Consider the following 25,380-nt stretch of genomic DNA (forward strand, 5'->3'; position numbering starts at 1 on the left):
CATCCGGGACAGGCGTCCGTCTGCCCATCCCGAACCCTGAACCCCTCTGAAGGCACGAACATCATGAGCTATCTGCACCACTACCCGATGCTCCTCGAGGTCCCCGGAATGATCGAGGACACCACGGTCGGCCTGTCCGGGGAGAAGGTCGCCGCCGCGCTGCGCGCCATGGCGGACCGGGTCGAGAAGGGATCCCCGGACCTGGCCCAGCTCCTCGGGCGCGGGCCGGTCGCCTGCGAGAAGGAGGACCGCTGGGTCTGGCGCTCCATCGATTCACCGAAGGTGGTCATGAAGGCCACCGGAGGCTGGGTTGAGGTGGAGCCGGATCTGATCGATCTGGAAGACAGCTGCGACAGCATGAAGGCGGCATCTCTCCTCATCAAGGCGTCCCGAAATGCGCCTGCCAATCTCGAAACTGCGATCTGGGCCCGTCCGGAGAACATCGGCGGCACGCCGATCATTCTCGAGATGCGCGATGAGCCCGACGGGCTGACCTTCCGCACGGACATTTCTGACTTCCTCGCATTCGCGGATGCCGAGGCTGTCCGCGATCTCGCCGAAGCGGATTGGGGCGGTCCGGACCAGGGCCAGCTGATGGAGTGGCTGCGCGAGGACAACGATCCCGCGGTCAGCGCGCTGATGCTGCGCCAGTCTCTTGATCCGGAACTCGACGGCTTCTTCGAATCCGGCGTCAGTGTCCGGGTGAGTGACCCCGATGCCGCCGCCCGCTTCGTCGAGGCGTGCCGTCCGGGCCTGCTCGAGGGCGAGGGTCCCCGGCCATGAATGCGATGAGCCCTGGCAGGCTGTCCCGGAAGGATCGCATCGAGGCGGGGCGCGACGCGCTGGCCGGCCTCTTTCCGAACATGGTCGTCCCACGTCCGGGCACGGTCAGCCCCACCTCCGGGCTGGCGCGGAGATCGGACATGCGCAGCTGGGATGTCCCGGCCGCCAAGCCGGAACCCGTTCCGGCCGTCGAGCCGCAGTCCGATCCGGAGCGCGAGGATGCGGGTCTGCCGAAGCCGGAGCCGAGGCCCATGCGGGCACTCGACGAACGGACTCTCGGCAATCTCGCCGTGAATACGGGTGAGCAGGCCCTGGGGGCCATCTCCGACCTGATCCCGTCATCACGGCGGGAGCCTGAGATGGATGCGGAGGTCGAAGACCCCTTCGGGACCGCCACAGCACCGGCTCAGGCCAATCCGGAAGGCGCGGGGAGGAGGATGCTCGAGGAAATGCGGCTGAGCTTCGAGTCGCTCATCGGCATGGGCGGAAAAGCCGTGCCCGACCACAGTCAGAACCTCGAGCCGGAGCTGCCGGAGGCGATCGGGGAAGTTCCGGACATCCGCGAGACGGAGGTCTTCGCGCAAGAAATGGATGAGCCCGACCTTCCGCGACCCGGCATGTGAAGCGTTGCGGCCCGGGGCCTCCGGGCCGGACATGCGCCGTCAGGGCGTGATGGATTCCAGGAACGTGGTCGAGCGACCCGAAAGGACTTGAATGCGGATCAGGGACTACATTGGCGCAGTCTCGCACGCCAGCGCCGAGCGGAGCATGGCCAAGGGGATGCGCCGTCTGATGAGTGGGGCCGCGGCCCTGGCCCGGAAGAACCCGGAAGAGCTCCTGTCGCGGATATCCGGCATCGCCAGGTTGGAGGCCGTGGCGGAGGGTGAGTTCACGCGCTGGGCGGAACCCGAACAGATCGGTGCCGGGGACTGTCCGGATCGGTTCGATGTCTGCGACCTGCGGATCTGGCTTCGGATCGCGGATCTCGCCGGCGTGGACGCCATCCCTGCGGTGACGGTTGCCAGCCTCGAGGAGGATGAGCTGGAGGCGTTGCTCGGGTCGGTGGAGATCCCGGCCCCGGTGCGGCGGTCTGTCATGGGCGGCATGATCCGCCTTGCTTCGGAAGAGCCGGATACGCCCAGGCCCGTGGCCACGGATGCCGATGCCGAGGTCATCCGTTTCCTGTCCGGATTCGACCGCTCCCGCGATGGGGACGAGGCCGGTCAGAGGGCTTGGTCCAAGATCGACGGGGCGCTCGACGATCTTCCGGCGAGCTGGATGGTGCGCACCCACGTCTCCGGATCGAGCAATCTGAAGGCGCTCGTCGGAACCGGGCTCATGAAGTCGGCAGACGACACCGCCCGGGTGCGTCCGGATTTCGAGCTGGGCGGCGGCTGGGTCCGTGCCGGTAACCGGCGCATCATCGACTTCTCGGATCCGAGATTCATTCAGCTGGCCATCGGCGGCCACAAGCCGGGTGCGCATTACCTGGCCCGCCCCTGGGAGCCGGCCGGCCGGTTCCACCGGGGCGAGGATCTGCACCGGGCGAACAGCCCGCTTGCCGGTCCCGGAGAGTGGCCCGCCGAGTGGCGCGTCTTCGTGAAGTCCGGCGAGGTCACCGGGGTCGCCAACTATTACGGGTGGACCGGGGAGGGGCCCAGCCCGGAAAACGCCTGGAACGCAATCCGCTCCGCGGCGCTGGCCCAGCGCATGGCCGACCAGGTATCGACGATGGGCCTGGCCGGCAGCTTCATGGACCAGGTCTTCATCCGCTCCGGCAGCCATACGGATACGGTGGGGCTGCTCGATCGGGAATGGCCGGAGGACCGCATTCATGCCACGCTGGACTTCTACGAGGGCGAGGATGGTCTGAAGTTCCTGGAGGCCGGACCGGCACATATGCCCGGTGGCGGCGGCCATCCCTGTGCCTTCGCGGGGCAGGGATGCGGGCACGGCGCCGGTTTCGCGCGCTGCGAGGGGATCGCCTACCGCAACATGCCCCATGTCCATCTCGGAGAGCCCGCGACCTGGATCGACGGGGATCCGGAAGGCGCGATCGAGGACTGGTCCGCGGCCGCAAGGCGGGCTGCGGAGTTCGCAGATCCGGATGAGGACATGATCGCCTTCCTGGAGCGCCGGGGTGTCGACATGAGCGCCGCGCCAAGCCCCTGATCGACCCCAAATCCAAGCGGGCATCCGCTGGCCATCTCGAGACAAGCAGGAGATTGATCAATGACCATCGACGAGCGGGATCACCGCAGCCTCACCGAACATGCCATCACGCTCCGCGAGGCCATCGGCGCGCAGAGGCACCGCACATTGATCCGGATCGGACGCGACGGGGACGATTACTTCGAGGGTGACGCGCAGCAGCTCGTCGGGTTCGTGGGCGCGCAGATTGCGACAGCGAGGCTCGAGGCACGGCTTCCGGGCGCGGCACGTCCGCTGGTCATCGCCCACGACCCCGGTTCCGGGAACGGGATCGAGTTCTCCCTGGGAGGCATTCCCTGCACCACCCCCGAGAGCGTCGGTCCGGCGATGCGCAACGCCATGGCCATCGCCATGGTGCTCGAAGAGCCGGATCGCCCGTCAGCGCCCCTGATCCTCACTGGCACCGGGTTGGATGTCGGTCATCGCCTCTCGGCCGTCGGGCTGGTGGAATCTGCGCTGAAGGTGGCGGCAATCGTCGCGCCGCATGTCGATCTGTCCGTGCCGGGGGCGCTGGATGATGTGTCTCTCGAGGGATACGAGCTGCGCACCGCGGACAGCTGGGAAAGCCTGGATCTCGCCCATGCGCTAGATCTGGCCAGGGACCGGCATCGGATCGCCATCGGAGAGCCGGCGCCCGAGAGCGACGAAGACGGACCCGAATTCGGGTAGCGCCGCGCCGGCATCGAGGCGTCCTTACAGGATGATCTGGTTCGCCCGGTCGTCCGTGATCCGGAAACGCTGATCCTCGATCCGTGCCGGGCCATTGTCCGGCCCGGGTCCGGACGGGCCGCGGTCGGGGCGGCTCCGCCCCCGCATCGGCTGATCGGGGTCCGGCTCGTGAAGATCAGCGCCCAGGAAGCTGTCGACCGCATCGACCGCGCGGGCGCTCGCGCGGCGCCCCAGGACCCGGATGGCGGCCCTGAAGCTCTCGGACATCTTCAGCATCAGGGCGCGGACCTTCGCCTCCGGAAGCGTGGGATGCGCGGTTACCGAGAAATGCTCATATCCCTGCCGATTGTCGAAATCGAGAACCCGGAGAAGCTCGACCGGCTCCTCGTGTTTCGTCGCCGGTGGGAGGCTCAGCACCAGCTCCCGGGAGTTCCCCTCCCGGAGCGCGGCCCGAGCGATGATGCCGGAGGCGATCGGGTGCTTGCCGTCCAGTCGGGCGATCAGCGCCGGATCGGTAGCCAGGTCGAGGAGCCGCAGGCCTATCTGGTGGTCATCCCCGTTGCAGGACGCCGGACGGTAGGGGATGAGATTCATGGGCTTCATGATCGTGTTTCTCCTGGCGTGTCCTCGCCATTCCGGCCCGGCATCCGGGCCTCTACCGACGCCGGGATCACAGCTTCGGACCGAAAGAGCGGCACGGGTGCTCACGTGCCATCATGGTCGTGACCACATCGTTGCGGATCGCGGTGATCTGGCCCCTATCGAGGCGAACGAAGACCGGAACGCCCTCATCGACCTTCATGGCGTTCAGGCAGACGATGGCGAACTCCCTTGCGGCCATGTCGTCACCACGGAAATGCATCACACCGCCCCGCGAGAGCGGGGAGAGCGCGTGAGCGGCCTGAGAAGGCAGGGCGAGGGCATGCAGCTGGTTCCGGTCCCGGATCAGCGCCTCATAGGCCAGGCGCTCCGGGTCCTGGCGGGTCCGGCGTTCGGCTCGGATGGTGGTGAACGATCCCACGACGATCATCGAGATCAGGGCGATCGGAACGGCCGCGGTCAGAAGATAGGTCACGTTGAATTTCATGGCGGGGTCCTTCTGGGGCCATGTCCGCGCCCGGCGGCGGCCGGGCCCGATGGGTGGTGTCAGAAATGCATCCGGAAGCCGACACCGATCCAGCTGCTTTCCGTCATCCCGGTGCGGTCATCGAAGCGATGGGCAAATTTCACGCCGAGTTCGGCACGTTCTCCGATGGGACCGGTCCAGCCGATACCCAGATCGACCGGACGCTGCGCGCTGATGCGGCTTTCGATGCGCGCGCGCTCCACGCCGGTGCTGGTGTTGCCGTCCGTCGAAGCGTCCCGGTCGACCGGGATGTCCGAGATGATCGTTCCTCCATCCGCGACGAGCGGGGAGCCCAGGGTGACGACAGCCCGTCCGGCGCCGGCCGCGAACTCGACGCCAACGCGGGCTGAGGCCCCGCGCAGATCCGCGCTTTCCAGAAGGAAATCGCCATCGCGCAGCTGCGTGTGCGACAGGGTGGCATCCCCGAACAGAGCGAAGCCGTTCGTAATCTCCTTGCGGGCATGCAGGCCGGCCCAGGCCGTCGTCGATGAGCCGGAGGCGATCTCCGCTCCCAGGAACCGGGCGCTCTCATGCATCAGGCCGAAATCGGCCCGCAGCGCCAGATTGCCCAGGCTCCACCCCTGTCCGACCCCGCCCATGAGCCCTGCACCATCCTGGGCGACTGCGAGGCGGACATCGCTCCTCCCATTTCGGTAACCCACGATCGCCGCCTGGCCCAGGGCGTGGTCCGGGGCGTAGCCGCGCTCCAGGACGCGGCCCTCAGGCGCATGAACCTGCTCGGTCTCCGCATAGCCGAGGGTCAGTGCGTCGCCGCTCCAGAGCATGCCGCCCTCGCTGTCGGCCCGGAAGCGCCAAGGCTCACCGGCATCGATGTCGATGACCAGGTCGAGGAAGGGCGACACCGGATCGTCGCGAAGGCTCACGAACTCGCCCGCCGAGACCTCGAAGCCACGATCGAACCCATCCATTACGGAGACGGTGATGGCATTGAGCGTGTGGGCCAGTCCGGCCAGGGCCCCGTCCACCTCGATGATGCCGTCCGTCAGCGGCATCGTGTCCCTGGTGGTCTTGCCTGTCGCGATGACCACATCGCCCACCGGCTGAAGCGCCTTGTTCATGTTCAGGGCGCCGCGGCCATAGACCGCGTCGATGCCCGTCTTGCCAAGATCGTCCGCGGTCGCGAAGACCAGCTCGACCATCTCCGAGGATCCAAGCTCCGGAAACTGCTCCCTCAGCAGGGCCAATGATCCGGTCACGACAGGCGTGGCGGCGGAGGTGCCCGAGAAGCTCACCGCGTCGCCGTTGCCGTCGATCACCGGGATCCGGGTGCCGACCGCGGTGATGCAGTAGTTCATCGAGCTGCCGCATGCATTCGAGTAGGAGGCCAATTCCGTGCCGTTCTCGTCGAGCGCGGCGACCGCGATGAACCGTCCGTCCATCATATCGTCCATCTGCCCCAGGCCGAGGAGCATGTTGTCGGATTCAGCCAGACCGGAATTGCCGGTGGCAACCACGAAGACGGTGCCCTGATCCGCCGCCTCCTTCAGAAGATCCCGCATGATCGGGGTCATGATGCTGTTCATCGCGGTCCGGGCGGTCCGAACCTGCGGATCGAAGTTGATCGAGAAGGACATGTTCACCAGGTCGAGGTCCTGAGCGACGATGTAGCGAAGGTTGCTCTCGAGTGTCCTGGAGGTGAAGACGGTGCTGCCTCGATCCTGGCTTTCGTTCAGGGCCGCAATGTCATGCACCTCCACGCCCGACGCAATGCCGCGCGCGATCGGATCGTCCCCGACATCTCCCGCGATGATCTGCGCCACCGCAGTGCCGTGACGGACACCGCCCTCCGCATCGGCATCATCCCCGGTCACGGAGCCCAGCGTGGATGTCCCGGCCCCGAACGCGACGTTCCCGAGATTGATGTTGCCCCGGTCTATGCCGGTATCCCATATCCCGACCTTCACCCCGGCCCCGGTCAGGCCGAGGGCGATCTTGTTGGCCAGGTTCGAATGAACGAGCGCGGGGTTGCGCGAGAACTCGGGCAACGCGATGAGCGCCACCGCCGCGGCCCTTCGGGCCTGCGGATTGTTCCGGGCGGCCGCCAGAATGCGCTCGGCACTCACCCCGTCCCGCTCAAGGATGGTCAGCCCGGCCACGGGCGTGGTCACGACCGATCCGCCGCCACCCCCGCTCCCCGCGCCAGGATCGCCGCCGCCCTCGTCTCCGCCGCTCTTGCAGGCAGCGACGCCCAGCAACAGGAGGGCCATTGCGGTCAGTCTGATGGGGCGGTTCATAACGGTCTTTCTCGGCGGAGTGATCGACCTGGAAAGGTCGCACTTACTTATGCGAAGGATACAATTGTCCAAAAGCGCGATCAACTGAAACGGGCCATAAAACTCTATATTTCGCATGACGCCGCGAAGGTATCACCGTCTTCCGTATAGCGGCGCAGGAACGCTGCCTCGCTCATGGGATCCTCGAGCTTCTGGATCACCAGATCGTCAGGCGAAAGACGGACCCCTTCGCGTTTGGTCCAGCTGTAGCCCGCGCCGTATTCATAGACGAAGGGTGGAATGTCGACGCTGAACGCGCCCTCATCGAGGTGCGCCATGAGGAACACATGGCCTCCGTCGAATTCCGTGAAGATCTCGGCCGTCGTGCCGCCGGCCCCGCCGATGATGCGTGCGATCGCATCGGAGATCTCCTGACAGGCGCCGCCGCTGCCCAGCTTCTCGTCCATGCCCTCCTCATCCTGCTGCCAGGCATCCAGTTCGGACTGGGCAGCCGCGATGATGGATGGCGAGAGGGCGCGAAGCTCTTCGAGACGCATGGATCCGGTTCCTTGCACGTAAGGGAGGCACGACGCGCTCCTCGCGGCAAGGTATTTCAAAAGTGCGAAATGCTGAAATAGGATCGGCAATCCTCCCGCCCCGGTCTGGCGACCGGAACGGGCGGGAATGCAGGGTCACATGCCCGGGCTCATCTCGTCCTCGGGCGCGGGGGCGGGCGCGTCCGGGACGCGCTTCATCTTCAGCCGGTCGATGCGGCATTCGGATGCGTCCAGATCGGTGCGCGGGCGAAGATAGGTCGGCTGGAACAGCGATCCGCCCTTGTAGGCGTAGAGATACTTCACGTCGATCAGGCTGCCCACCTCCGGCATGGGCGCCCCATTGATCGTGACGTTGCCAACCGGGGTCCAGTCACCGGCCTCGTCGAGCAGCTCGATGGCGACCGAGCTCTTTCCGATCCGGCCCGCGGCCACGCGACAGGTGATGTCCGCCCAGTATTTCACCTTCAACGCATTGCCGCCCGAGGCCGGGCGGCCGACCGTGTAGAGGCTGTCGGCCTTGCGGGCCACGAAGCCCTCCGCATTGCCCTCGCGCAGCAGGGCTTCGCCTCCGGCGAAGAACTCCGAGGCCGGGACCGGGACATCGACGCGCAGCTGCCCGCCGAGACCCAGGTTGGTGATGGTCTTCTCCAGATGAGCCAGGATCGACGCACGCTCGCGGAACGTCCCCTCCTGGATCATGAAATGCGCGGGCACGTCGAAGATCACCACATGATCTCCCATGTCCTCCGCATCCAGGATCAGACGGCCGCCCACAACCTCGGTGAGGCGGGTGAAGGCATCCGCGATGGGCTGCTGGATGCCGGTCTCCAGGCCTTTGCGGTTGGCGAAGACGATGCGCCCCTCGTCGAAGATCAGCCCGCGGCGCTCGCCGTCGTGCTTCTCCTGGAACAGCCAGTCATCACCCAGTGCGGCCGCCTCCGCGGGGGAGATCTCGTTGAGCAGCTGAGGCACCCAGCCGGTGGGCGTGTCGGCATTCATCGCCGAGGAGAAGGCGACGCCGCTCTCCTGATCGGTGTAGCCGCCCTTGACCTTGGACGCGACCAGCTTGTCGTAGACCTCTCGCGCATCCGCCTCGGACATTGCGGTTCCCTTGACCTGGTCCCTCAGCGCCTTGCCGCGGCGTCCATTCTGGGCGCGGACCGCGTAGCCGTCAGCCTCCTGGCAGAGCTGGACGTTGTAGACCTTGTCCGAGGATCCCTCGGTCAGGAACAGGGAGATCTGGGATACGACGATCGACATCATGCTTTCCTTGCTGCGTGCGATTGGATTATTCGCATCATAGACACGCTGAAGAAAAACGACAATGCGAAAAACTATTACCTAAGTCCGTTTACACCCATTCGACCTGATCGAAGTCCGGGTTCTCGTATGGGGAGGGCGGAACGGGTGAGGGGGCGGGCTCCGGTCGATCGAGGATCGCCCGGGCCATCTCCCGCATGCGGTTCTCATCCGCAGGCTCGGGCGCCTGCCGGGCATCCCCGGCGAAGGGATTGAGGATGCCGTCCGCCTGCGAGGCCTTCAGTCCCAGCATGCCCATGATGACCGGGTCCGAGCCGCCATCCGTCCAGAGGTAGTGGGCGGTGACCGCGCGGGACTGGCCGCGGCGGCGCGCGCGGCCCACAAGCTGCTTATGGACCTCCGGGGACCAGTCCAGCTCCCCGAAGATCACATGCCGGATGCGGAACTGCAGTCCGTCGAGCCCCGCGCCGGACCTGAGCGAGATGATGATCACATCCGCCTCGCCGTTCATGATGGCGTTCTTGGCATCCCTCTTCTGCTTCTGGGATTCGGAGCCTGTGAACATGACGACGCGCAGATCCGACAGGGCCTCCTGCCAGATCCGGTAGACCTCGCGGTGCCAGCCGCCGAGGATCACCTGCTCGCCGTTCTCGACCAGGTTGCGCACATAGGCCGCCACGGCCCTGGCCTTGGCGATGCCGGTCTCCTGGCGCAGCAGGATGTCCAGCTCGCGCGCGGCCTGGCCGCGCTGCGTGAAACTGCCGGTCAGGACGCGCTGGGCGAGACGGCGCTGCAATTCGCGATCCGTCTCCACATCTCCGTCGTTCCACGCGACCTGAAACAGGGCACGCTTGAGCTTGGGAACGGACTGGGCCACCTCCGGGTCGTCCTCGGTGCGGCGCAGCGCGATGCCCTCCGCCTGAAGGAAGGCGCCGAGCGCCTCCGGATCCTTCACGATCCAGTGGGTTCCCTGCATCCGGCACCAGTTGATGCGGAACTCCTCGCGTGTGCCCAGGCAGCCGGGCGCCACGTATTCCACGACCGTGAAGATCTCGTCGCCGTAATTGTAGATCGGCGTGGCGGTCAGCCCCACATGGTGGTCGCAGGCCGCGATGAGCGCCTTGGCAGCACGGCCCTTGGCTGTGTCCGAGCCGTGGCGCAACTCCTGGATCTCGTCGAAGATGACCGTCGAAAGCCCGAGCGCCGGAAACATGTCCGCCCATCCTGCCAGGTTGGTGTAGCGGAAGATGTAGATGTCGTGCGGATCCAGCGTGTGGGGCTTCGTCGTCTTGATCTGGACCGCGCGCAGATGCGTGAAGCGCTCGATCGCCGCCTGCCACTGGTCCGCGACATGCGGCTGGACCACGATGGCCGCCGGAAGCCCCCAGCCATCCGCGATCGCCGCCAGGGACGACAGGGTCTTTCCCAGGCCTACGTCATCGAGGAGCAGCAGGCGACCGGCAGTGCGGATCAGCTCCGCGGCACGCAGCTGGTGAGGGTCCGCCTTCTCCGGCGCGCGGATCCCGCCGATCTCCGCGGGCTGGTAGGTCGAGTTCAGGAGCCGCGCCAGCTGCTCCTGGGAGTGGCGGTAATCGGCGACGGAGCCGTCGAGCCGCTTGCGCGCGGCGGGGCTCATCTCCAGCGGATAGCGCTGCATGAACCAGTCGAGATCCGTGGCCCGGTCAGGCGTGTCCTTCAGCTTGAAGGGCGGCACGCTGCCGACCGGGATGCCGGTGAAGATCTGCTTGAATCGCAGCGAGATATGGCCCGGCAGCTCCGATACCGTCCAGCTGCCGGCGCGGAAATCGAGGCGGCCGTTCACAGCCAGCCCCGCGACAACGACGCGACATGCAGATCCTTGCCGTCGATCGGCGGGTTCAGCGAAGGAAAAGCAGCCGAGGTCACAAGGATCAGCGTGTCCACCTCATCGGATCTCGCATAGCGTTCGAGCTGGCGAAGGATCGCCCGTCGCGAGTGGCCGATCTTCACCTCGAGGCCGATCCGCCCGATCATGAAGTCGATCCGGTCCCGCGGGCTCAAGCGGACCTCGGCCAAGGCCTCGATCCCCGCGTCCGCAAACACCCGGGCGAGGCCACGCTGCGCCAGCGCTTCCGTGGACAGGTCCACCCGGGCATTCTCGATGAGGTCGACGATCATCTCAGGCGTCATGGGAAAGGCTCTCTTCGTCCAGGATATCTTCGAGGCGAACACTCCGCAGTCGGCGGGCCTCGGCAAGCGCCAGGCGGCGATCCTCCTCGATCTGCTTCAGATCCGCCTGGTAAAGCGCCTCGACAACCTCACGTGGCGTCATGTGGAGATGCCGAAAGAGGCTTCGGCTCGCGAGAAGAGTTCCGCACCGGGCAGGAGTCCGTTCTGGATGATCGGGCGGGCATGCCAATGGGTGCCGCTGTCCAGGATCGCCTGCAGGAAGCCGGCACGAACGTATTTGAAGCGTGCAAGGACCTGGTCGGCATCCTCGATCTTCACGTAGATGCCCTCGGCCAGGTCGGCATCCTTCCTGTCGGCGCCGGCTTCGTGGAGAGCCTGTTCAGGGCGGACACCCGCGGCCTCGGCGGCAATGGCCAAATTCTCCCGCCAGTTCTCGGTCCGGTAGACCGATGGCCCCACCTGAGCATGCAGCGCCTTGCGGTCCTTGGGCCATTCGGTGCCGATCACCGGGACGGAGATCAGGGGCAGCCCATCGAGCAACGCATGACGACGCCGGGTCGAAAGCCAGATCCGTTCCCTCGTGTCGTAGATGTCGAACTCGTGCAGGTAATGGGGCATCGCGTCGTAGAACTGCGTGTGCTTGGCGAAGCACCACTCACCATAGAGCCGGTAGCGGTCCTCGAGCCGATCGAGCAGATCCGCCTCGGTGGCCCGCCCCCATTGCTTGAAGATGTTGAACTGCGCCTCGCGCGCACCCCCGTTGAGGACATGCCCACGGGACTGCTGCATCAGATCCAGGCGCGGCGAGAAGAAGGTGGCGCAGTTGGCGCCATCAAGCTTCTCTTCGCTGACCCAGGTCGCGTCCGGCCAGGCGGCCCTGATCGCGGCAATGGTCATCTGGCCATCCGCGCTGTCGCCGGGCTGGAGCTTCGACCCTTCAAGATGCGGGGTCCTCGGATAGCGGATGATTTCCATGTCCATCTCGGACCCCTTTCGATCGGGTTCAGGCCGGGACCGCACCGCCGGGTGGCGATGCGCGACGCTTGCGAGCCTCGGCCGCGCGCTCGGCAACGCCGGGACGCGAGGGCGACCCGGCGCGGCGCCGCAGGCCGATCAGCGCGATGACAGTGCCGAAGGCCAGGTTTGCCGCGCCGAGCGCGCAGGCGATCATCGCCTCGTGGGACGTGATGTCGCCACCAATGCCGGCGACGAGAAGCGCCGCGCCCATGAGGACCGAGCCTGCCGGAAGCACGGCGCGCAGCAGGACGGCGCGCGGTGCCGAACCCTCGACAGGCGTGCGGACCTCCTTGAGGGTCTCGCCAGGGACGATGGCCAGTGCCTTGCTGGTCGGGACGGGATTGGCCTGCAATGCGTCGACGTCGAATTCCTCGATCTGCATGATGCGCATCGGCCCGGTGACGCTGCCCGATTGCATCCGCGCGATGAATCTCCCCCGATCCGGCATCTCGATCAGGCAGTAGCCAGGCTCGAGGATCTCGATGACCTCATGTGCATCCACATCGATCGCCTCCGACATGTCCTTCTCTCCGTAAAGCAGCAGCGACGCGCTGCTGGAGGCGGAGATCGCGATGATCAGATTTTCACCCCTGATCTGCGGAAGCTGCAAGCCCATCGTTTCAACCCCTTCCGAAATGAATATTCGCAAATTTACAATGCGCAGGGATCAGGGTCAACAGTAATCCGGATTTCTCACTCTCAAGGTGGCCTAGAATCCAGGCTCGTCCATGTCCTCTTCATGTCCGCCATCAGGCTGCGGCGAGGCTGGAACGGTGACGAAGATCTCCTGCATCCGGGCTTCGGACGGGGTTCCCATCCTGGACCCGTCGGGGAGGGTCACGTCATGGAAGGTGACCGGGTAGCGGGCATAGACAGTCCCGAACTGGTTCTGTGACCAGACGACGGAGGTCCGGATGTCGAAGGAGGAGCCATCCTCGAAGCTCGCGCGGAGATCCGCCTCCATCCCCGCCGGATTGATGCGGTTCCCGACCACCACCAGCTCCGGATTACCGCCCTTTGCGTCGAAGATCGGAGCGAGCTTCGACATGTTGCGCTGGATGAACGCCGCGCAGATCTCCTCGACGCGCTCCTGGCTCAGCTTGTGGAGGCGCTCCTGGTGATCGGGGCGTCTCGCGTATCGGGTGCGACCCGGGGTCTCCCTCGTTGACGTCACGAGCGCGTCGATCAGCATTCGGATGTCCGGGACCGATTTGCCGCCGCCGATGCGGGTGGAGAACTCGACCGGGCCGTAACCCCGGGCCAAGGATCGCCCCGTCTGCGGTTCGGCGAGGAACGCATCCTGTTCCTTCAGGTATTTCTCGAGAATTCTCGACCCGCGCTCGTCGAGCTGCGCAACCATCTTCTCACGCACGGCGGCGGTCAGGTCCCGCATGATGCCCTCGACGCGCCTGAGGACCGGCGCGGAGACGGCGGCAAGCGGCGATGCCGCCGCGCGGGCCTCGCGTGCCGCATCGCCGGTCAGGCGCTTCACCGCGATCTCCTTGCCACGGGCGATCTGCTTCATGAGCGGGTCGATCTCCGAAAGGAAACCGGTGATCGCGGTCCCCGCGACCGTGTCGCCGAGGAGGTCCGTCTTCCGCCGCAACGCCTTCATGGTATGCGGGGCAGGGCGGGAAGCATAGCCCACCTCACGCAGCAGTCCGGCCTCGGTCTCGTCTGCCGGCTGATGGTCCCTGTTATGGATGAACCGCTCAATGACCGCCTTGTCCCAGGCCTCCTCGACGGCCCGGCCGATCATCTCCTTGGCTCGCAGGTAGACCGCGTTCTGGATCTCTCCGCGCGCGAGACCGTCTTCGAGATCGGCAATGGCGGCACGGGCCTTGTCCACACGGGCAGGGCGCATGTTCTCGGTCAGGATGGGGTAGCTGGAGAGCGGCATGTGCGTTCGTTCCTCTGTTCAGTTTCAACATTCGCACATCTGGGTGAAAATATCAGGCTGCCGTCGCGACCAGGTGTCGGATCTCCTCGGCCGGGAGCGTGTCGCGCTCGAGCAGGGCACCCGCCACCGCGCCCAAGGCCGCCTCGTTGTCCTGGAGCAGCCGCAACGCCTCCGCCTTCGCGCCATTGGCGATGGTGCGGATCTCGTCCAGAACGGCCGGCGGGAAATCCGTGCCCATGGCCGGCGTCACCCGCAGGAACCCGTGCGGGCCCATACCCCATTTCGTGACCATGCCGGTGGCGATGTCGGTCAGTGCCGCGATGTCGGATGCGGCACCATTCGTCACGTTATCGGCCCCGAAACGCAACTCCTCGGCGGCCCGCCCCGCGGCGAGGACCAGCATGCGCGACATGAGCCGGGACCGGGTCTCCAGATTGCGATCCGCCTCCGGAACCTGGAGGACATGGCCGAGAGCGCTGCCGCTGGGCAGGATGGTCGCATGCTCGACCGGATCCGAGTTGGGTGAAAGGACCGCCGCGACCGCGTGCCCGGCCTCGTGCCAGGCGATGATCTCGCGTTCCGCCTCCGAGAGGATCATTCCGCTGGCGGTGTCCCCGAGCATCAGCCGCTGCCGTGCCTGGGCGAAATGCGCTGCCATGACCTTGTCGGTCCCATCACGGCCCGCGGCGATCCCGGCCTCGTTGCAGAGGGCCGCCAGATCGGCACCTGACATGCCCGGTGTCGTCGCGGCGATCCGGGCAAGATCCACATCGCCACCGAGGGGCAGCCGCATCGCGTGGAGGCGCAGGATGGCTTCGCGCCCCCGCATGTCAGGCAGCGACACCGTGATGCGGCGATCGATGCGGCCCGGGCGGATCAGCGCCGGATCCAGCTGGTCCGGCCGGTTGGTGGCGGCCACGACGAAGATGCCGCTATCCGGGCTGAGCCCATCCATCTGGACGAGGAGGGCGTTGATCAGATTGTCGCGCTCCTTCTCGACCGAGCCGCCATTTCCGGTCCCGCGTGCGCCGATCGCGTCGATCTCGTCGATGAAGATGATGCAGGGCGCATTCTCGCGGGCCTTCTTGAAGGCCTTGCGGACCCGTGACGGACCGACACCGACGAATGTCTGGTGCAATCCGGACGCGTCCAGTGACATGAAGCTCAGCCCGGCGTCACGCGCCATGGCCCGCGCGAGCAGCGTTTTGCCGTTGCCCGGCGGGCCGGAGAGAAGGATTCCCTTAGGAGGACGCGCCCCGATCTTGCCGATGCGCCCGTCATTACGGATGAGATCGATCATTTCGCGGGCCTGGGCCCTGGCCGTGTCGAGGCCCGCGATGTCGTCGAGACCTTCCTTGAGCTCCTTCGGATCGACGATGCTGGCAGCGCCGCCGCGATCCCCGCCCAACATGCGAAAGGCGAGAAAGAGGAAGATGCCCAGAAAGACCATGCTCATGGACGTGTTCACGGCGGATGCGACGGTCATGCCGCCGTCCTGCGCGTCGCCGTAGAAGATCTCCGCCTGCGCTCCGTCAAACGTTCCCGCCTCACCTCCGATCACGCCGTAGCTGATCAGGGCTGAAAAGCGTTCCGACCCATCGATCAGGGAGGTCGCGGTCCGATCGGATGTCGGGTCGCTGGCGATGGGCACGGACCCCTCGCCAGCTGCAGGGTCCCCGGGAGCGGCATCGGCTGATGCCGCGACGGACCCGGCATCAACCGGGGAGGATTGGCGATCCTCGAAGACGATCATGTCGGAATAGATCATGACCCGATCCTCGCGACCGGAATCCAGGATTTTCTTGCGCATCTCGCTATATGAGATGCTCTCGCCCTCGACACGGGCCCTTTCCGACCAGACCGGTTCCTCCGGCGCGAGGAGGGCAGGGCCGAAGACACCGGCGGCCAGCAATACGGCCGCAGATGCCGCGAACAGAATGCGTCGGCGAATCTTCTTGTTCATCGTATGAAATCCAGTGAGCGACGGAAAAAGGCCCTCAGACGGTCAATCAACATGCCATCTCCTCCGAGCACCCTCAGGCGGGTGCGCGAAGGAGCGGCCTCCCTGTGCGGGAGGTGACTTCGGACAGGGCCGGCATATGTGAAATATTATATAGTAAGCCGTTTTTTCTGTAAAGCTGTCTCAGTAGGTTCCCGGCATGATGGGGGCCACCGGATACGCGGAAATCCACGGCATGAGGAAGACCTCGGGAAGATCCTGGACCGTGTCTCCGCTGCAGGGCGCGCCCGGGCCGCCGGGGCTCGTTCCGGAGCCTGACCCCGATCCGGCGCCCGTTCCGCCGCGCGCGCCGACCGGCTCGATATGCCAGCCCTCGTTGCTCAGCGGGCGGGTTAGCCCGTAGTTTCCAAGATTTGCGGTGAGCCAGTCGGAAATCGGGCTGCCGTAATGAATGGTCTGGCCATTCCAGGCCATGTCGGCCGCCATTCCGCGGTTGTGCTGGGAGTTCCCCGGCGGGGCGACCCATTTGCGTGCCTCCGCCTCGCTTCCGTATCGCTCGAGCGCCTCCGCCCACAACTCCGCCTGCCTCTCCGGCGACCGATATCCGGAATAGATCGACATCGTTCCTCCGAAACGCTCATTCGCATCAGCGATGAGGCGCGAAAGATTGTTCTGGAATTCCGGGTCCAGCCCGTTGATGGATTCGTCGGAGGCCCCGCCGCCATAGAGATTGCCGGGTCCGGCGTTGTTCCCGACCGGCGTGGATCCGCATGATCCGAGCGCGTGGACGGGCGTGATCAGAACTCCGCAGAGAGCCGCGGCGAGTATCGAGGCGCGCATCATTGGCCTGCATCCTTTGCGGGTTCGAGCAGGAGGAGGGACAACCCGTCATTTGAGCGTTCGACGAGCTGAACGCCGTTGCGGTCATCGCGGTAGATCCAGGGATGGAAGGCCGAGCGCCCCTCCGAGATGACCGTGTCGTCAGCGCCGATCAGCAAATAGGGATAGGTGCCGTCCTCTCCCATCATGTATTCCGCATTGAGGCTGAACAGGCGCTCCCGACCGGGGTGAGCCAGGAAGTCTCCGGTGAGCGCTTGGGCGCTTTCCATGCTCAAGTTCGGGTATCCGAGCTCCTCGAGCAGGGCCAGTTCCGCCGCAGTCGCCGGCCGTTGACGGATCCCGTTCCGGGAGAAAAAGTCCTCGATCGGGGTGATGCTGTAGGGGAGCCGCTTGAAGGTGATTCCGTCCGCGATGATGAGGGTCAGGTCGCTGCCGTCCATCGGGCGTCCATCAGCGTCCCGGGCCCTCGGCTGCTCGATGACCTCGAGGGTCCGCGACGACCAGGCCAGCAGATCCGTGGCGCGTCCGTGCCTGCCGCCAAAGACATGCCATTCGATCAGGCCATCCGTGTCGACCGGCAGGGAGACGAGCGCCTCCTCGACCCCATCACGATCCATGTCCAGCCAGGTCTCGATGGCATCTGCATGGGCGGGGTCGCCGACGAAGTCCTCGACCATGGCCACGATGTCGCCCTGAAGGCTTTGAGTGGCTTCCTGTGCCATGACCTGTGCGGAGGTTGCGAGCATTGCCGCGAGAGCGAGACCGATCTTCGTCATTGTGTCCGGGTTCCTGCCTGGAAATGTTGGACATGATACGGACAGAAGATGAAAACGCAACAATCAGCACAGTTGCAAAGCCACCTTTCCTATTCGCACTTGTAAGAAAGGGCGCCGCTGGCGCCCTTTCAAGTGTCGTTCGGAGGTGGTGGGGATCATGACGCGATGCAGTAGAGCATGGCGGACCTGGTCGAGGTTCCCGACTGCTTGCGGACGACCTGGCCGATGGCGGTGAGATGGTTGAGACGACGACGCGCGTTCTCCTTGTGCGAACGTTCCGTGGCGTCGTCGGCCTTGGGGATCAGCGAAAGGATGTCGGACAACCGGAGCCAGGTTCCCTTGAAGGTTTCGAGCGCCTCGCGCAGCGCAAGCATGGCCGGCTCATCACTCGAAAATGCGGGCGCGGTGCTCGCGCCATGGGAACGGTCGGCACCCGTGCGCGCCTCCGCGGCAATCGGGGCCCGCATCGTGGGAATGGTCCCATCGACGATCCAGGCCTCGGCGCCCAGCACCAGCGTCTTGCCGACCATGTCGGGCGTGATTGCGATGCCGCGCAACTCGCCCGACAGGACCCTCATCGCCACGGCGAGAAGGTCGGCATCCAGGCGCGGCAGCGCGCCGGCCGGCACTTCGGGGGTGTTCACCGCTGCAGGTTCGGTCGCCGCCCCGGCAGCATCGGTCACGAGGGACAGGATGGGTGCTGCGGTCTTGGAGGCTGCGTTCGTGATGAGCTTGGGCATGTCTTCGTTTTCCTTAAAACCGTTATCGTTATTCGCAATATCATGGCCGGAATGTTCGACGGGCACTGACTGAGTGGCGGCCTCCCGGGCAAACGCCTCGGCCAGAATGGCCTCCCTGACCTTGTCGTCCAGGTTCGAAAGCTCCGGCCTTTCGGCCCGGATCGGAAAGCATCCCGGAGCGGTGGCCGGCGCCGCCACGACGTTCTCCCGACGGGCCTTCCTGCTCATGCGATCGTCATCGTTCCAACGGGGCTTGCGGTGCGCGCGAGCCTCTTCGACGATCTTCGGCATCTGTGCGCATGCGAACGGTTGGACGAGAGCCATGTCGCCGGCAGGCATTTGCAAGGCGCGGCGGCATTGGGACTTCAGGTTCTCGGCCGCCCTGTGGTCGCTCGGGGTGCCCGATGTGATCACATCCCTATGCGCCAGAGGATGCGATAGACGGAAGTGGTTCTTCCCTGTTCGTGAAGCACTCCAGCCAGCATCGAGCAGGGTTTCGACCTGCTTGCGGTAGTCACGGTTCGTGATCGCCTTCAAGACGGCGCGCCCTTGGGACATGACATTCTCCTGCTAATCCGTGTGTCAGGATAATGGAGTATTCATCTCGATCATTCAATATAGATTTTCGCATTATATTGAAAAGGAAGAGGAGGTTGAAGGTCTGCCCCATTCTGTGTCCGGACAGCACACCCGGGCCGTCGCCTATCGTCCAGGTGGTTCGCGCCCTACAGGCCGGGAAAATGTCGAAGGCCCAAAACATAAAAAGGGCGAGCACGAGGCTCGCCCAGTATCGGATCCAGAGAGCTTCAGTGCGCGATCACGAGACGAACATCTCCCCCTGGGCCTCGTCGCCTTCCTCGGCGTCGTCATCCGATGCGGCGGCCTGCTTCGCCTTCGACTTTGCCTTGGCTTTGCCGCCCTTGCCGTCGCTCCAGTCCTGGTAGGCGCCCCAGCCTTCGAGCAGGGCGTTCAGGATCTCGCCGCGGCGGCTGTTGTCACGGTCTTCGGCCAGCATCTTGCGCAGACCGAGGATCGGGTTGCCGGACTTCAGCTCCGCACCGGTCTCGAGGCCGCGCAGGAATTCCTCGGCCAGAGCCGCATTCTCCCGGGTGATGCGGTAGATGAAGTAGGTGAGAACGCCGGATGTTGCGATCTCGACCAGCCCCTTGCGCCGCGACAGCGGGAAGGCCTCTTCCAGGCCGGGGTGCTTGCGGACGATGTCCATCAGCTCGCTGGCGGTCGGACTGCCTTCCTTGCCGCCGATCAGCTGATAGCCGTTGTCCTCCTTCCACTGCAGGCGTGCTGCCGCGCTGACGACACGCGCATCGACCCGGTTGCGGCCCGGCTCGATCGAGCTGCGCTTTGCGTGGATGTCGTAGGTGGCAAATGCCTCCTCAGGGATCCCGATGGCGATCGGGATCTCGACCGGCAGGTCGGCCGCGATGATGGCGTGAAGCCGGTGCTGGCCGTTCAGCAGGCGCGGCGTCTCGCCCTTCGGAGGGTTGTTCGGGTCGGCCGTGAAGCAGATGGGCTGGGCATTCATCATCCAGTTTCCGGCGATGATGTCGCGCTTGATGGCCTGGATATGGCTCTGCTGGATCTTCCGGTTCCCGGTGTTCCACTGCATCCACTCACGCGCCATGTCCGGCGTGACGGTCATCATGCGGACGTCTTCGTTGCCCTGGCCCGAGAGGACGCCGGCCACCAGCGTGTCGTTGGTCTTGCCGCCGAACTCGTCCGTCGTCGAGCTGACGTCGAACGCGCCGTCGCGCAGGCCCGGATAGCCATCCACGAGCGGCAGGCCCAAGTTGCGCGGGGCCTTCTCGCGAAGCTCGGTGCGGTTGGTCGGCTTGCCATTGGAGACGGGCACCCCGCCGTAATCCGGCTCCCATGTGTAGTAGGTGGTCGCCTTGCGCCCCTTGACGTAGTCGTTGAAGGCCAGGATGGACATTGCAAGGGCCGTATCCGTGTCATAGCCCTTGCCGCCGTCCTTCAGGAGGGCGAACTGCATGGCCAGCATGCGCGGCGGGCAGTCGAAGCCCTGGGTGTGGTTCGGTCCGAGCTCGCGCAGGAAGTTGTGCAGCTCATGCAGCTTCCCGGCCTTGATCGCCATGAAGGCGAGGGCGGGGCGTGCGGTCGAGTGCAGAGCGCTGCCACGGGTGTTGTTGGCGATCTGGCTGGCCTGCTGCAGTTCCGGGTTCGCATCGAGCACACGGTCGTAGCGGCTCCAGCTGATCGGGAGCTCCGCCATGCCGAAATCGCCATTCTCGATGCGGATCATCTTGCCCATGAGGCGGACCACGGAGCCCGCATTCTGGATCCCGCGGGATTCGAGGACACCCTGGTAGAGGCGACGGCGATGCTGATCGATGGTGTGGAGCGTGTCGGCGCGCACGTTACGGGCGACGAAGGTGGTGAAGGAAGTATTTGCGGCAACCGCCGCATTCAGCCGCAGGACACCGTCGAGGAGCTTGCCCTCCTCGTCGAAGATGACCGGCATGCCGTTGCAGATCCAGGCGCCGTTGGTCATGGACTGTGCGTAGACGTCGACCGCTTTCTTCTGGTCCTTCGTCTCGATGCCGCGATCGGTGGTCGCGAGCATGTCCTTGGCCATTTCCGGCGTGATTTCGAGTATCTCGAATGTCAGCGGAAGCATGGGCTTCTGCTGGCCGGAGTTGTGCCCGTATTCGGCGGACTTGTCTTCAGCGGTTTCGGCGGTCTTGCTCATGTAGGCTCTCCTGGATTTTCACACGTTCGGCTTTCAGGCGGCTGTGATTTTCAGTTCATGTGGGCGACTGGCCTGCCTGACGCTTTCAAATCCCCATTCCGTCCGGCGAATGCGCCGTCGGATACGATCTGGACACCACGTTTCGCAAAGCATGTCCAGCCCTAATTCGCTCTCTAGCGTGAATTATCCGCACTTTCTTCCCGCATGCGGACCCTCGCGGAAGCATCGGGCGCCGTGCGCGCTCATCGTCGGCGCTGGAAAGCGGCAGTGTGGACAGTGGCGCCCTATCGCTTTCGTATTTCGCATTATTGCCCTATCCTTGAAGCATCAATCAGGAGCAGTGATCATGCCGGTTCAGTTGAATCTCAAGGAGAAGGGCCCGAGGTTCGAGGGTGACCGGCCGTCCTGGCATCTCGTCGCGAGCGGCCCTGTGGAACTGTTCAGCACGAAGATCCAGAGGTTCATGTTCATGCACGGCATGAATGCGATGAACGACGAGGGCGATTTCTCGGTGTGGACGACCCGCCCCTCCATCGCGGCGCCTCCGGTCTACCTGGCGTCGCTTCTCTCGAGCCGCTACGGTTTCCAGCCCAAACGCGACCTTGCACGCCGCATCCGTGAATCCGTCAGCGAGCGGAGCGGGGAGGACGGGCTCGACCATTTCATCGGGCGATCGAGCAAGGTCAACGGGGGACTTGCCGCACTGCGCATCGAGGCCGGATCCCAGGACTTCATCGCAAACTGCGCCGAGGACGACTGGAAGCGCCGTTCGTTCCTGGAGGGTGCGGGATGGCTCCCGGTCGAGACCGTCTCGGCGAAGCTTTCCGAGAGGTTCGGGTCGCGGCCATACCGGACCCGCGATCCGTTCATCGCCGGCAATCTCGACACGTTCATGACCCCGAATGCCAAGGGCCGTCTGGCCCAGGCGCTCGCTCGTGCGACTGACTTCATCAGCCGCAGCAAGAGTCAGGATCCCCCGGTCGACTTCGCCATTCCCTCGCCGGAAGGTCTCAACTACCTGCCGTTCCAGAAGGGCGGCATCCAGAGGGTCGTGGAAAGCGGGCAGGGCGCGATCATTGCCGACGACATGGGGCTCGGAAAGACGATTCAGGGCATCGGCGTTCTGAACGGGCGACCGGACGCGAAGCGTGCGATCTTCTTCTGCCAGGCGAACATGCGCCTGAAATGGGTCCGCGAGATCGAGAAGTGGAAGATCAACCGGGAGCTGACCGTCGGCCATGCCGAGGGGTCCAAGTTTCCCGACACCGACATCGTGGTGATCAACTACGATATCGCCAAGCGTCACATCGGTGCCATCCGGGAAATCGAATGGGACCTGATCGTCACGGACGAGGCCCACAACCTCAAGAACCCCGATGCACAGCGCACTCAGGCGATCCTGGGAGACCTCGAGAGCTTCGAAGGGCTCGGTCCGATCGGGATGAGCGCCAATGGCCAGCTCGTCCATCTGACCGGAACGCCCAAACCCAACCGCATCGCCGAACTCTGGCCGCTCCTGACGTCGAGCCGTCCCGATCTGTGGGGCAGGGGGCCGGCCGCACGCCAGGCCTTCGTCGATCGCTATGAGCCGCCGATCCTGATCAAGAGGGAGATTCCCTCGAAATACAAGAACGGGAAATCCCGCGAGGTCATCATTCCGATGCCCGGCAAGCCGATGCGGGAACTCGAACTGCAGATGCGGCTTCGGGGAAGCGGCTCCTTCATCCGGCGGATGAAACGGGACACGGACATGCCTCCGAAGCTCCGCTCTCCGATCGAGATGCCCTTCCGTCTGCTGAAGGAAGACCAGGAGACGCTGAAGCAGGCCGAGGCGGACCTGCGCGAACTCCATGCCCGCATCACCGGCAAGAAGATCCAGCCCGGCACCAGTCTTCCTGCCAGGGAGGTGATCGACGTGATCACCGGCCTGAAGCCGGGCAGCCCGCATTTCAGCGAGATCGCCCGCGTGCGCAGCAATCTGGGCTCTCTCAAGGCCCCGCACGCCGCCCGCTTCATCGTGGAGGAGCTCGAGGCCGACAAGGAGCTGTCTGAGGACCAGCGTCGCAAGACGGTGGTGTTCGCACACCATCAGGACGTCATCCGCATCATGGCAGAGACCGCGCGGAAGACCTTCCCGAACGGGGTGATCGTCTATGACGGCTCCTCGGGATCCGCGGCAAAGCGCCAGGCGCTCGTCGACTCCTTTCAGGAGGACCCGTCCAAGCGTCTGTTCATCATGTCGCTTGCGGGCGCCACGGGCATCACCCTGACGGCCGCCTATCGGATGCGGGTGGTCGAACCGGATTGGTCCGCCTCCAACATGGTCCAGATCGAGGACCGGATCTGGCGCATCGGGCAGGAGCAGGCATGCGACATCGGCTATCTGTTCGTGCCGAACTCTCTCGACGTGAACATGGGCCTCGCTCTGCATGCGAAGATGGAGACCGACGAGCGGTCGATCAACACGCTCAGTTTCCGCGGCATGAAGGCTTCGGATAAAAAGCAAAAGGGCAATCTGTTTGATGGAGATGCGAAAATTAATATCGCTGAACCATCACAGTCAGCGCTTGCATCGTCCCGCCGCAAGGTGGATGATGCACAGCCGGAGCTGCCCCTCTGACGAAGGATTGACCATGCAGGACACGACATCCGAACAGGCCGAGCCGCTTCGCCTGGACGGCAAGATCACCGTGGGACCGATCCGCCTGCCCCGCGGGTGGAACGGCATGCAGCTCATGCGGCGCATGGAGGAGTTCGGGCTGGTGATCGCTCGCGAGAGCCAGGCTTCGTTCAGCATGAAGCCGAGTCTCGGCAGCTTCGCGATGGCGGCCGAGGGGCCCGGCGTGCTGGGCTATCTTGTCGACGACCTGCTGCTCGAGGCGGAGGAGACTGAGCTCGAGCGCTTCGCAAAGCCTCTCCTGAAGGGTCTGCCCTTCGAGATCTCGGGCGAGCATGAGCTCGGTGACGGAAAGCGGCTGCGCTGCCGGACCCGCGTCGAGGCATGTCCCGAGGCATTCCACGGCATCCGGGTGAGAAAGACCCGGGAGCTGCTCATCAGCTGAGAAGGTCGGTCATGGACATCGATGCACGCCGCGAAGAGCTGCGCGAACACATTGCTCGCGCCTATCATGCAATCCGCTTTTCGGAGATCATTCCGCTGGTGCCGGATCCCGCACACCGGGCACGCATCATTGCGAAGGCCGGTGAGCTTTTCGGCATTCCCGATCGCAATGACACCGGTGACAAGATTTTCGGAGCGACGCTCACGGGGAGCCGCCTCAAGGAGGACTCCTTCTCGTCGAAGGGGGATCGCGAGAAGGTCCGCAGCGACATGGTCGAGCTGCTGACGGAATCCGCTCTCACCTCCGAAGCCGCGGCAAGGGGCATCGCCTACGGCGCAGAGAAATTCGCATCGCCCAACAATGCGAAAAAAGAAATGATGCTTGATCCTTTCGAGGATACACCCCGAGCCGCGCCGGATCCGGCGCCACGGGCCGTGGTTCAAGGCGGCATGGATCGGCCCAGGCGGCCTCTGTCGGGCGCGGGCAGGGCGACTGCCATCCCCGCTCTGACTGCGCCGCTCTACGAGACGGACGGTCCTATCCGTCCGCTGCCGCCGGCAAACTTCGTCTCGCTTCTGCAGCCCGGACCCGGCTCCAAGGCGGACGGTCGCCTCCTCAGTCGTTGGCTGTCCGGGGTGCCATCGCATGCTGGGGAGTGGGCGCTCGGGCCCCGTCGGTTCGATGCGGCCGGGGCCCAGGGCTTCGCCGAGATCGAGACTGAGCTGCTGGCCGCGCCGGAGCAGTATCTGGAACGCAATGGCCAGGACAGGGCGCTCTCACCGGATGGCCCTGGAGCCGGCGGCACCCAGCCCACCGATCTGATGTCACGGGTAATGGCTGCATGGCCGGATAATGGGCTGGAGGCCGAGGCGGTCGATCTGTTCCGCCGCAGCCTCGGCACGGTGATCTCGGAATACTGGCCGGATCGAGCCTCGGACCTGGCCGCCTGCGGCGCCACACTGACCGTGGGCTCCCAGCTTGCGGCCATGTTGGGCGCGGCGCTTGCAGGGGAGCGTCAATGGCTCGAGGAGCTGGGTGATGACACGGGCGGCCCCGAGCAGATCGTCATGGGCGACGTCAACCCTCAGGGACGGATCGACGAGGGACTGCTGTTCCGGCGCATGGCCTTTCTCGGTTACGGCTGCGCGATGAACGCGACCGAGGCGTTGGCGGAGGCCACCGTCGGGCTGCGCTTCTCCCTGATGCACCGCTTCATCGATCGGACAGGGGAAGGCAGGCCTTGCGGCAATTTCGACGTGCTGTTCGGCGATGACTGTGCCCGCCCGATGGAGGACTACATCTACCTTGAGCCCGAAGCGGCTCCTGCACCTTGAAGATTCCAGGAGAT

At 65.1% G+C, this 25,380-nt stretch carries 23 protein-coding genes; 7 read left to right on the forward strand and 16 right to left on the reverse strand.

Annotated features, from left to right (window positions below; all coding sequences use genetic code 11):
• Positions 1-63: 63 nt before the first annotated feature.
• The 4 genes from AACG61_RS17045 to AACG61_RS17060 all read left to right on the forward strand — a co-directional run bounded on the left by AACG61_RS17045 (position 64) and on the right by AACG61_RS17060 (position 3,663).
• Entirely contained in the window at positions 64-783 is a 720-nt protein-coding gene (locus AACG61_RS17045) for a hypothetical protein (RefSeq protein ID WP_411839589.1), read from the forward strand.
• Positions 780-1,406 carry a hypothetical protein gene (locus AACG61_RS17050; protein WP_411839590.1) on the forward strand — a complete coding sequence of 209 codons (627 nt, stop codon included), beginning with the start codon at positions 780-782 and terminating at the stop codon, positions 1,404-1,406. The genes AACG61_RS17045 and AACG61_RS17050 overlap by 4 nt, the downstream gene beginning before the upstream one ends.
• 169 nt (positions 1,407-1,575) lie before the next feature.
• Positions 1,576-2,955: a hypothetical protein gene (locus AACG61_RS17055; RefSeq protein WP_411839591.1), complete on the forward strand. Its 1,380-nt coding sequence runs from the start codon at positions 1,576-1,578 to the stop codon at positions 2,953-2,955.
• A gap of 60 nt (positions 2,956-3,015) precedes the next feature.
• Positions 3,016-3,663 (forward strand): hypothetical protein, encoded by a 648-nt coding sequence (locus AACG61_RS17060; protein WP_411839592.1) that lies wholly within the window; start codon positions 3,016-3,018, stop codon positions 3,661-3,663.
• Between the two features lie 24 nt (positions 3,664-3,687).
• Here AACG61_RS17060 and AACG61_RS17065 read toward each other — a convergent pair whose 3' ends face one another.
• From AACG61_RS17065 to AACG61_RS17140, 16 genes are all read right to left on the reverse strand, one after another.
• The gene (locus tag AACG61_RS17065) at positions 3,688-4,371 is read right to left on the reverse strand and encodes a hypothetical protein (RefSeq protein WP_411839593.1); all 684 of its coding nucleotides are present in this window, start codon (positions 4,369-4,371) and stop codon (positions 3,688-3,690) included.
• Complete coding sequence (locus AACG61_RS17070; RefSeq protein WP_411839594.1) at positions 4,334-4,750, reverse strand: hypothetical protein; 417 nt, start codon at positions 4,748-4,750, stop codon at positions 4,334-4,336. The genes AACG61_RS17065 and AACG61_RS17070 overlap by 38 nt, the downstream gene beginning before the upstream one ends.
• Before the next feature lie 59 nt (positions 4,751-4,809).
• Positions 4,810-7,128, reverse strand: a complete 2,319-nt coding sequence (locus AACG61_RS17075) for a S8 family peptidase (protein ID WP_411839595.1) — start codon at positions 7,126-7,128, stop codon at positions 4,810-4,812.
• A gap of 20 nt (positions 7,129-7,148) precedes the next feature.
• The gene (locus AACG61_RS17080; RefSeq protein WP_411839596.1) at positions 7,149-7,580 is read right to left on the reverse strand and encodes a hypothetical protein; all 432 of its coding nucleotides are present in this window, start codon (positions 7,578-7,580) and stop codon (positions 7,149-7,151) included.
• 135 nt (positions 7,581-7,715) lie between these two features.
• Positions 7,716-8,843 carry a WGR domain-containing protein gene (locus tag AACG61_RS17085; protein WP_411839597.1) on the reverse strand — a complete coding sequence of 376 codons (1,128 nt, stop codon included), beginning with the start codon at positions 8,841-8,843 and terminating at the stop codon, positions 7,716-7,718.
• Positions 8,844-8,931: 88 nt separating this feature from the next.
• On the reverse strand, positions 8,932-10,662 hold the full coding sequence (locus AACG61_RS17090) for an SNF2-related protein (RefSeq protein ID WP_411839598.1): 1,731 nt from the start codon (positions 10,660-10,662) through the stop codon (positions 8,932-8,934).
• Positions 10,659-11,009, reverse strand: a complete 351-nt coding sequence (locus tag AACG61_RS17095; RefSeq protein WP_411839599.1) for a hypothetical protein — start codon at positions 11,007-11,009, stop codon at positions 10,659-10,661. The genes AACG61_RS17090 and AACG61_RS17095 overlap by 4 nt, the downstream gene beginning before the upstream one ends.
• Positions 10,999-11,151: a hypothetical protein gene (locus AACG61_RS17100; protein ID WP_411839600.1), complete on the reverse strand. Its 153-nt coding sequence runs from the start codon at positions 11,149-11,151 to the stop codon at positions 10,999-11,001. Before AACG61_RS17100 ends, AACG61_RS17095 begins: the two co-directional genes overlap by 11 nt.
• Positions 11,148-11,990 carry an RNA ligase family protein gene (locus tag AACG61_RS17105; protein WP_411839601.1) on the reverse strand — a complete coding sequence of 281 codons (843 nt, stop codon included), beginning with the start codon at positions 11,988-11,990 and terminating at the stop codon, positions 11,148-11,150. The genes AACG61_RS17100 and AACG61_RS17105 overlap by 4 nt, the downstream gene beginning before the upstream one ends.
• Positions 11,991-12,012: 22 nt before the next feature.
• A complete protein-coding gene (locus AACG61_RS17110) occupies positions 12,013-12,546 on the reverse strand; it encodes a hypothetical protein (RefSeq protein WP_411839602.1) in 534 nt (177 codons plus the stop codon).
• A gap of 189 nt (positions 12,547-12,735) precedes the next feature.
• A complete protein-coding gene (locus tag AACG61_RS17115) occupies positions 12,736-13,926 on the reverse strand; it encodes a hypothetical protein (RefSeq protein WP_411839603.1) in 1,191 nt (396 codons plus the stop codon).
• Between the two features lie 52 nt (positions 13,927-13,978).
• Positions 13,979-15,889 (reverse strand): AAA family ATPase, encoded by a 1,911-nt coding sequence (locus AACG61_RS17120; protein WP_411839604.1) that lies wholly within the window; start codon positions 15,887-15,889, stop codon positions 13,979-13,981.
• A 180-nt stretch (positions 15,890-16,069) separates the two neighbouring features.
• Positions 16,070-16,729 (reverse strand): M15 family metallopeptidase, encoded by a 660-nt coding sequence (locus AACG61_RS17125; protein ID WP_411839605.1) that lies wholly within the window; start codon positions 16,727-16,729, stop codon positions 16,070-16,072.
• Positions 16,726-17,502, reverse strand: a complete 777-nt coding sequence (locus AACG61_RS17130; protein WP_411839606.1) for a hypothetical protein — start codon at positions 17,500-17,502, stop codon at positions 16,726-16,728. The genes AACG61_RS17125 and AACG61_RS17130 overlap by 4 nt, the downstream gene beginning before the upstream one ends.
• A gap of 155 nt (positions 17,503-17,657) precedes the next feature.
• Positions 17,658-18,800, reverse strand: a complete 1,143-nt coding sequence (locus AACG61_RS17135) for a hypothetical protein (protein ID WP_411839607.1) — start codon at positions 18,798-18,800, stop codon at positions 17,658-17,660.
• Between the two features lie 259 nt (positions 18,801-19,059).
• Positions 19,060-20,970: a hypothetical protein gene (locus tag AACG61_RS17140; RefSeq protein WP_411839608.1), complete on the reverse strand. Its 1,911-nt coding sequence runs from the start codon at positions 20,968-20,970 to the stop codon at positions 19,060-19,062.
• A 346-nt stretch (positions 20,971-21,316) separates the two neighbouring features.
• On the opposite strand from AACG61_RS17140, the gene AACG61_RS17145 reads away from it, so the two are divergent.
• Genes AACG61_RS17145 through AACG61_RS17155 form a run of 3 tightly spaced genes read left to right on the forward strand, consistent with a single transcriptional unit; the run spans position 21,317 to position 25,366 of the window.
• Positions 21,317-23,590 carry a DEAD/DEAH box helicase gene (locus AACG61_RS17145; protein ID WP_411839609.1) on the forward strand — a complete coding sequence of 758 codons (2,274 nt, stop codon included), beginning with the start codon at positions 21,317-21,319 and terminating at the stop codon, positions 23,588-23,590.
• Positions 23,591-23,603: 13 nt separating this feature from the next.
• Positions 23,604-24,032: a hypothetical protein gene (locus AACG61_RS17150; protein WP_411839610.1), complete on the forward strand. Its 429-nt coding sequence runs from the start codon at positions 23,604-23,606 to the stop codon at positions 24,030-24,032.
• 11 nt (positions 24,033-24,043) lie between these two features.
• On the forward strand, positions 24,044-25,366 hold the full coding sequence (locus AACG61_RS17155; protein WP_411839611.1) for a hypothetical protein: 1,323 nt from the start codon (positions 24,044-24,046) through the stop codon (positions 25,364-25,366).
• Positions 25,367-25,380: the final 14 nt, after the last annotated feature.

It is taken from the genome of Paracoccus sp. ME4 (assembly GCF_046736325.1).
In the GTDB taxonomy this organism is placed as follows: domain Bacteria; phylum Pseudomonadota; class Alphaproteobacteria; order Rhodobacterales; family Rhodobacteraceae; genus Paracoccus.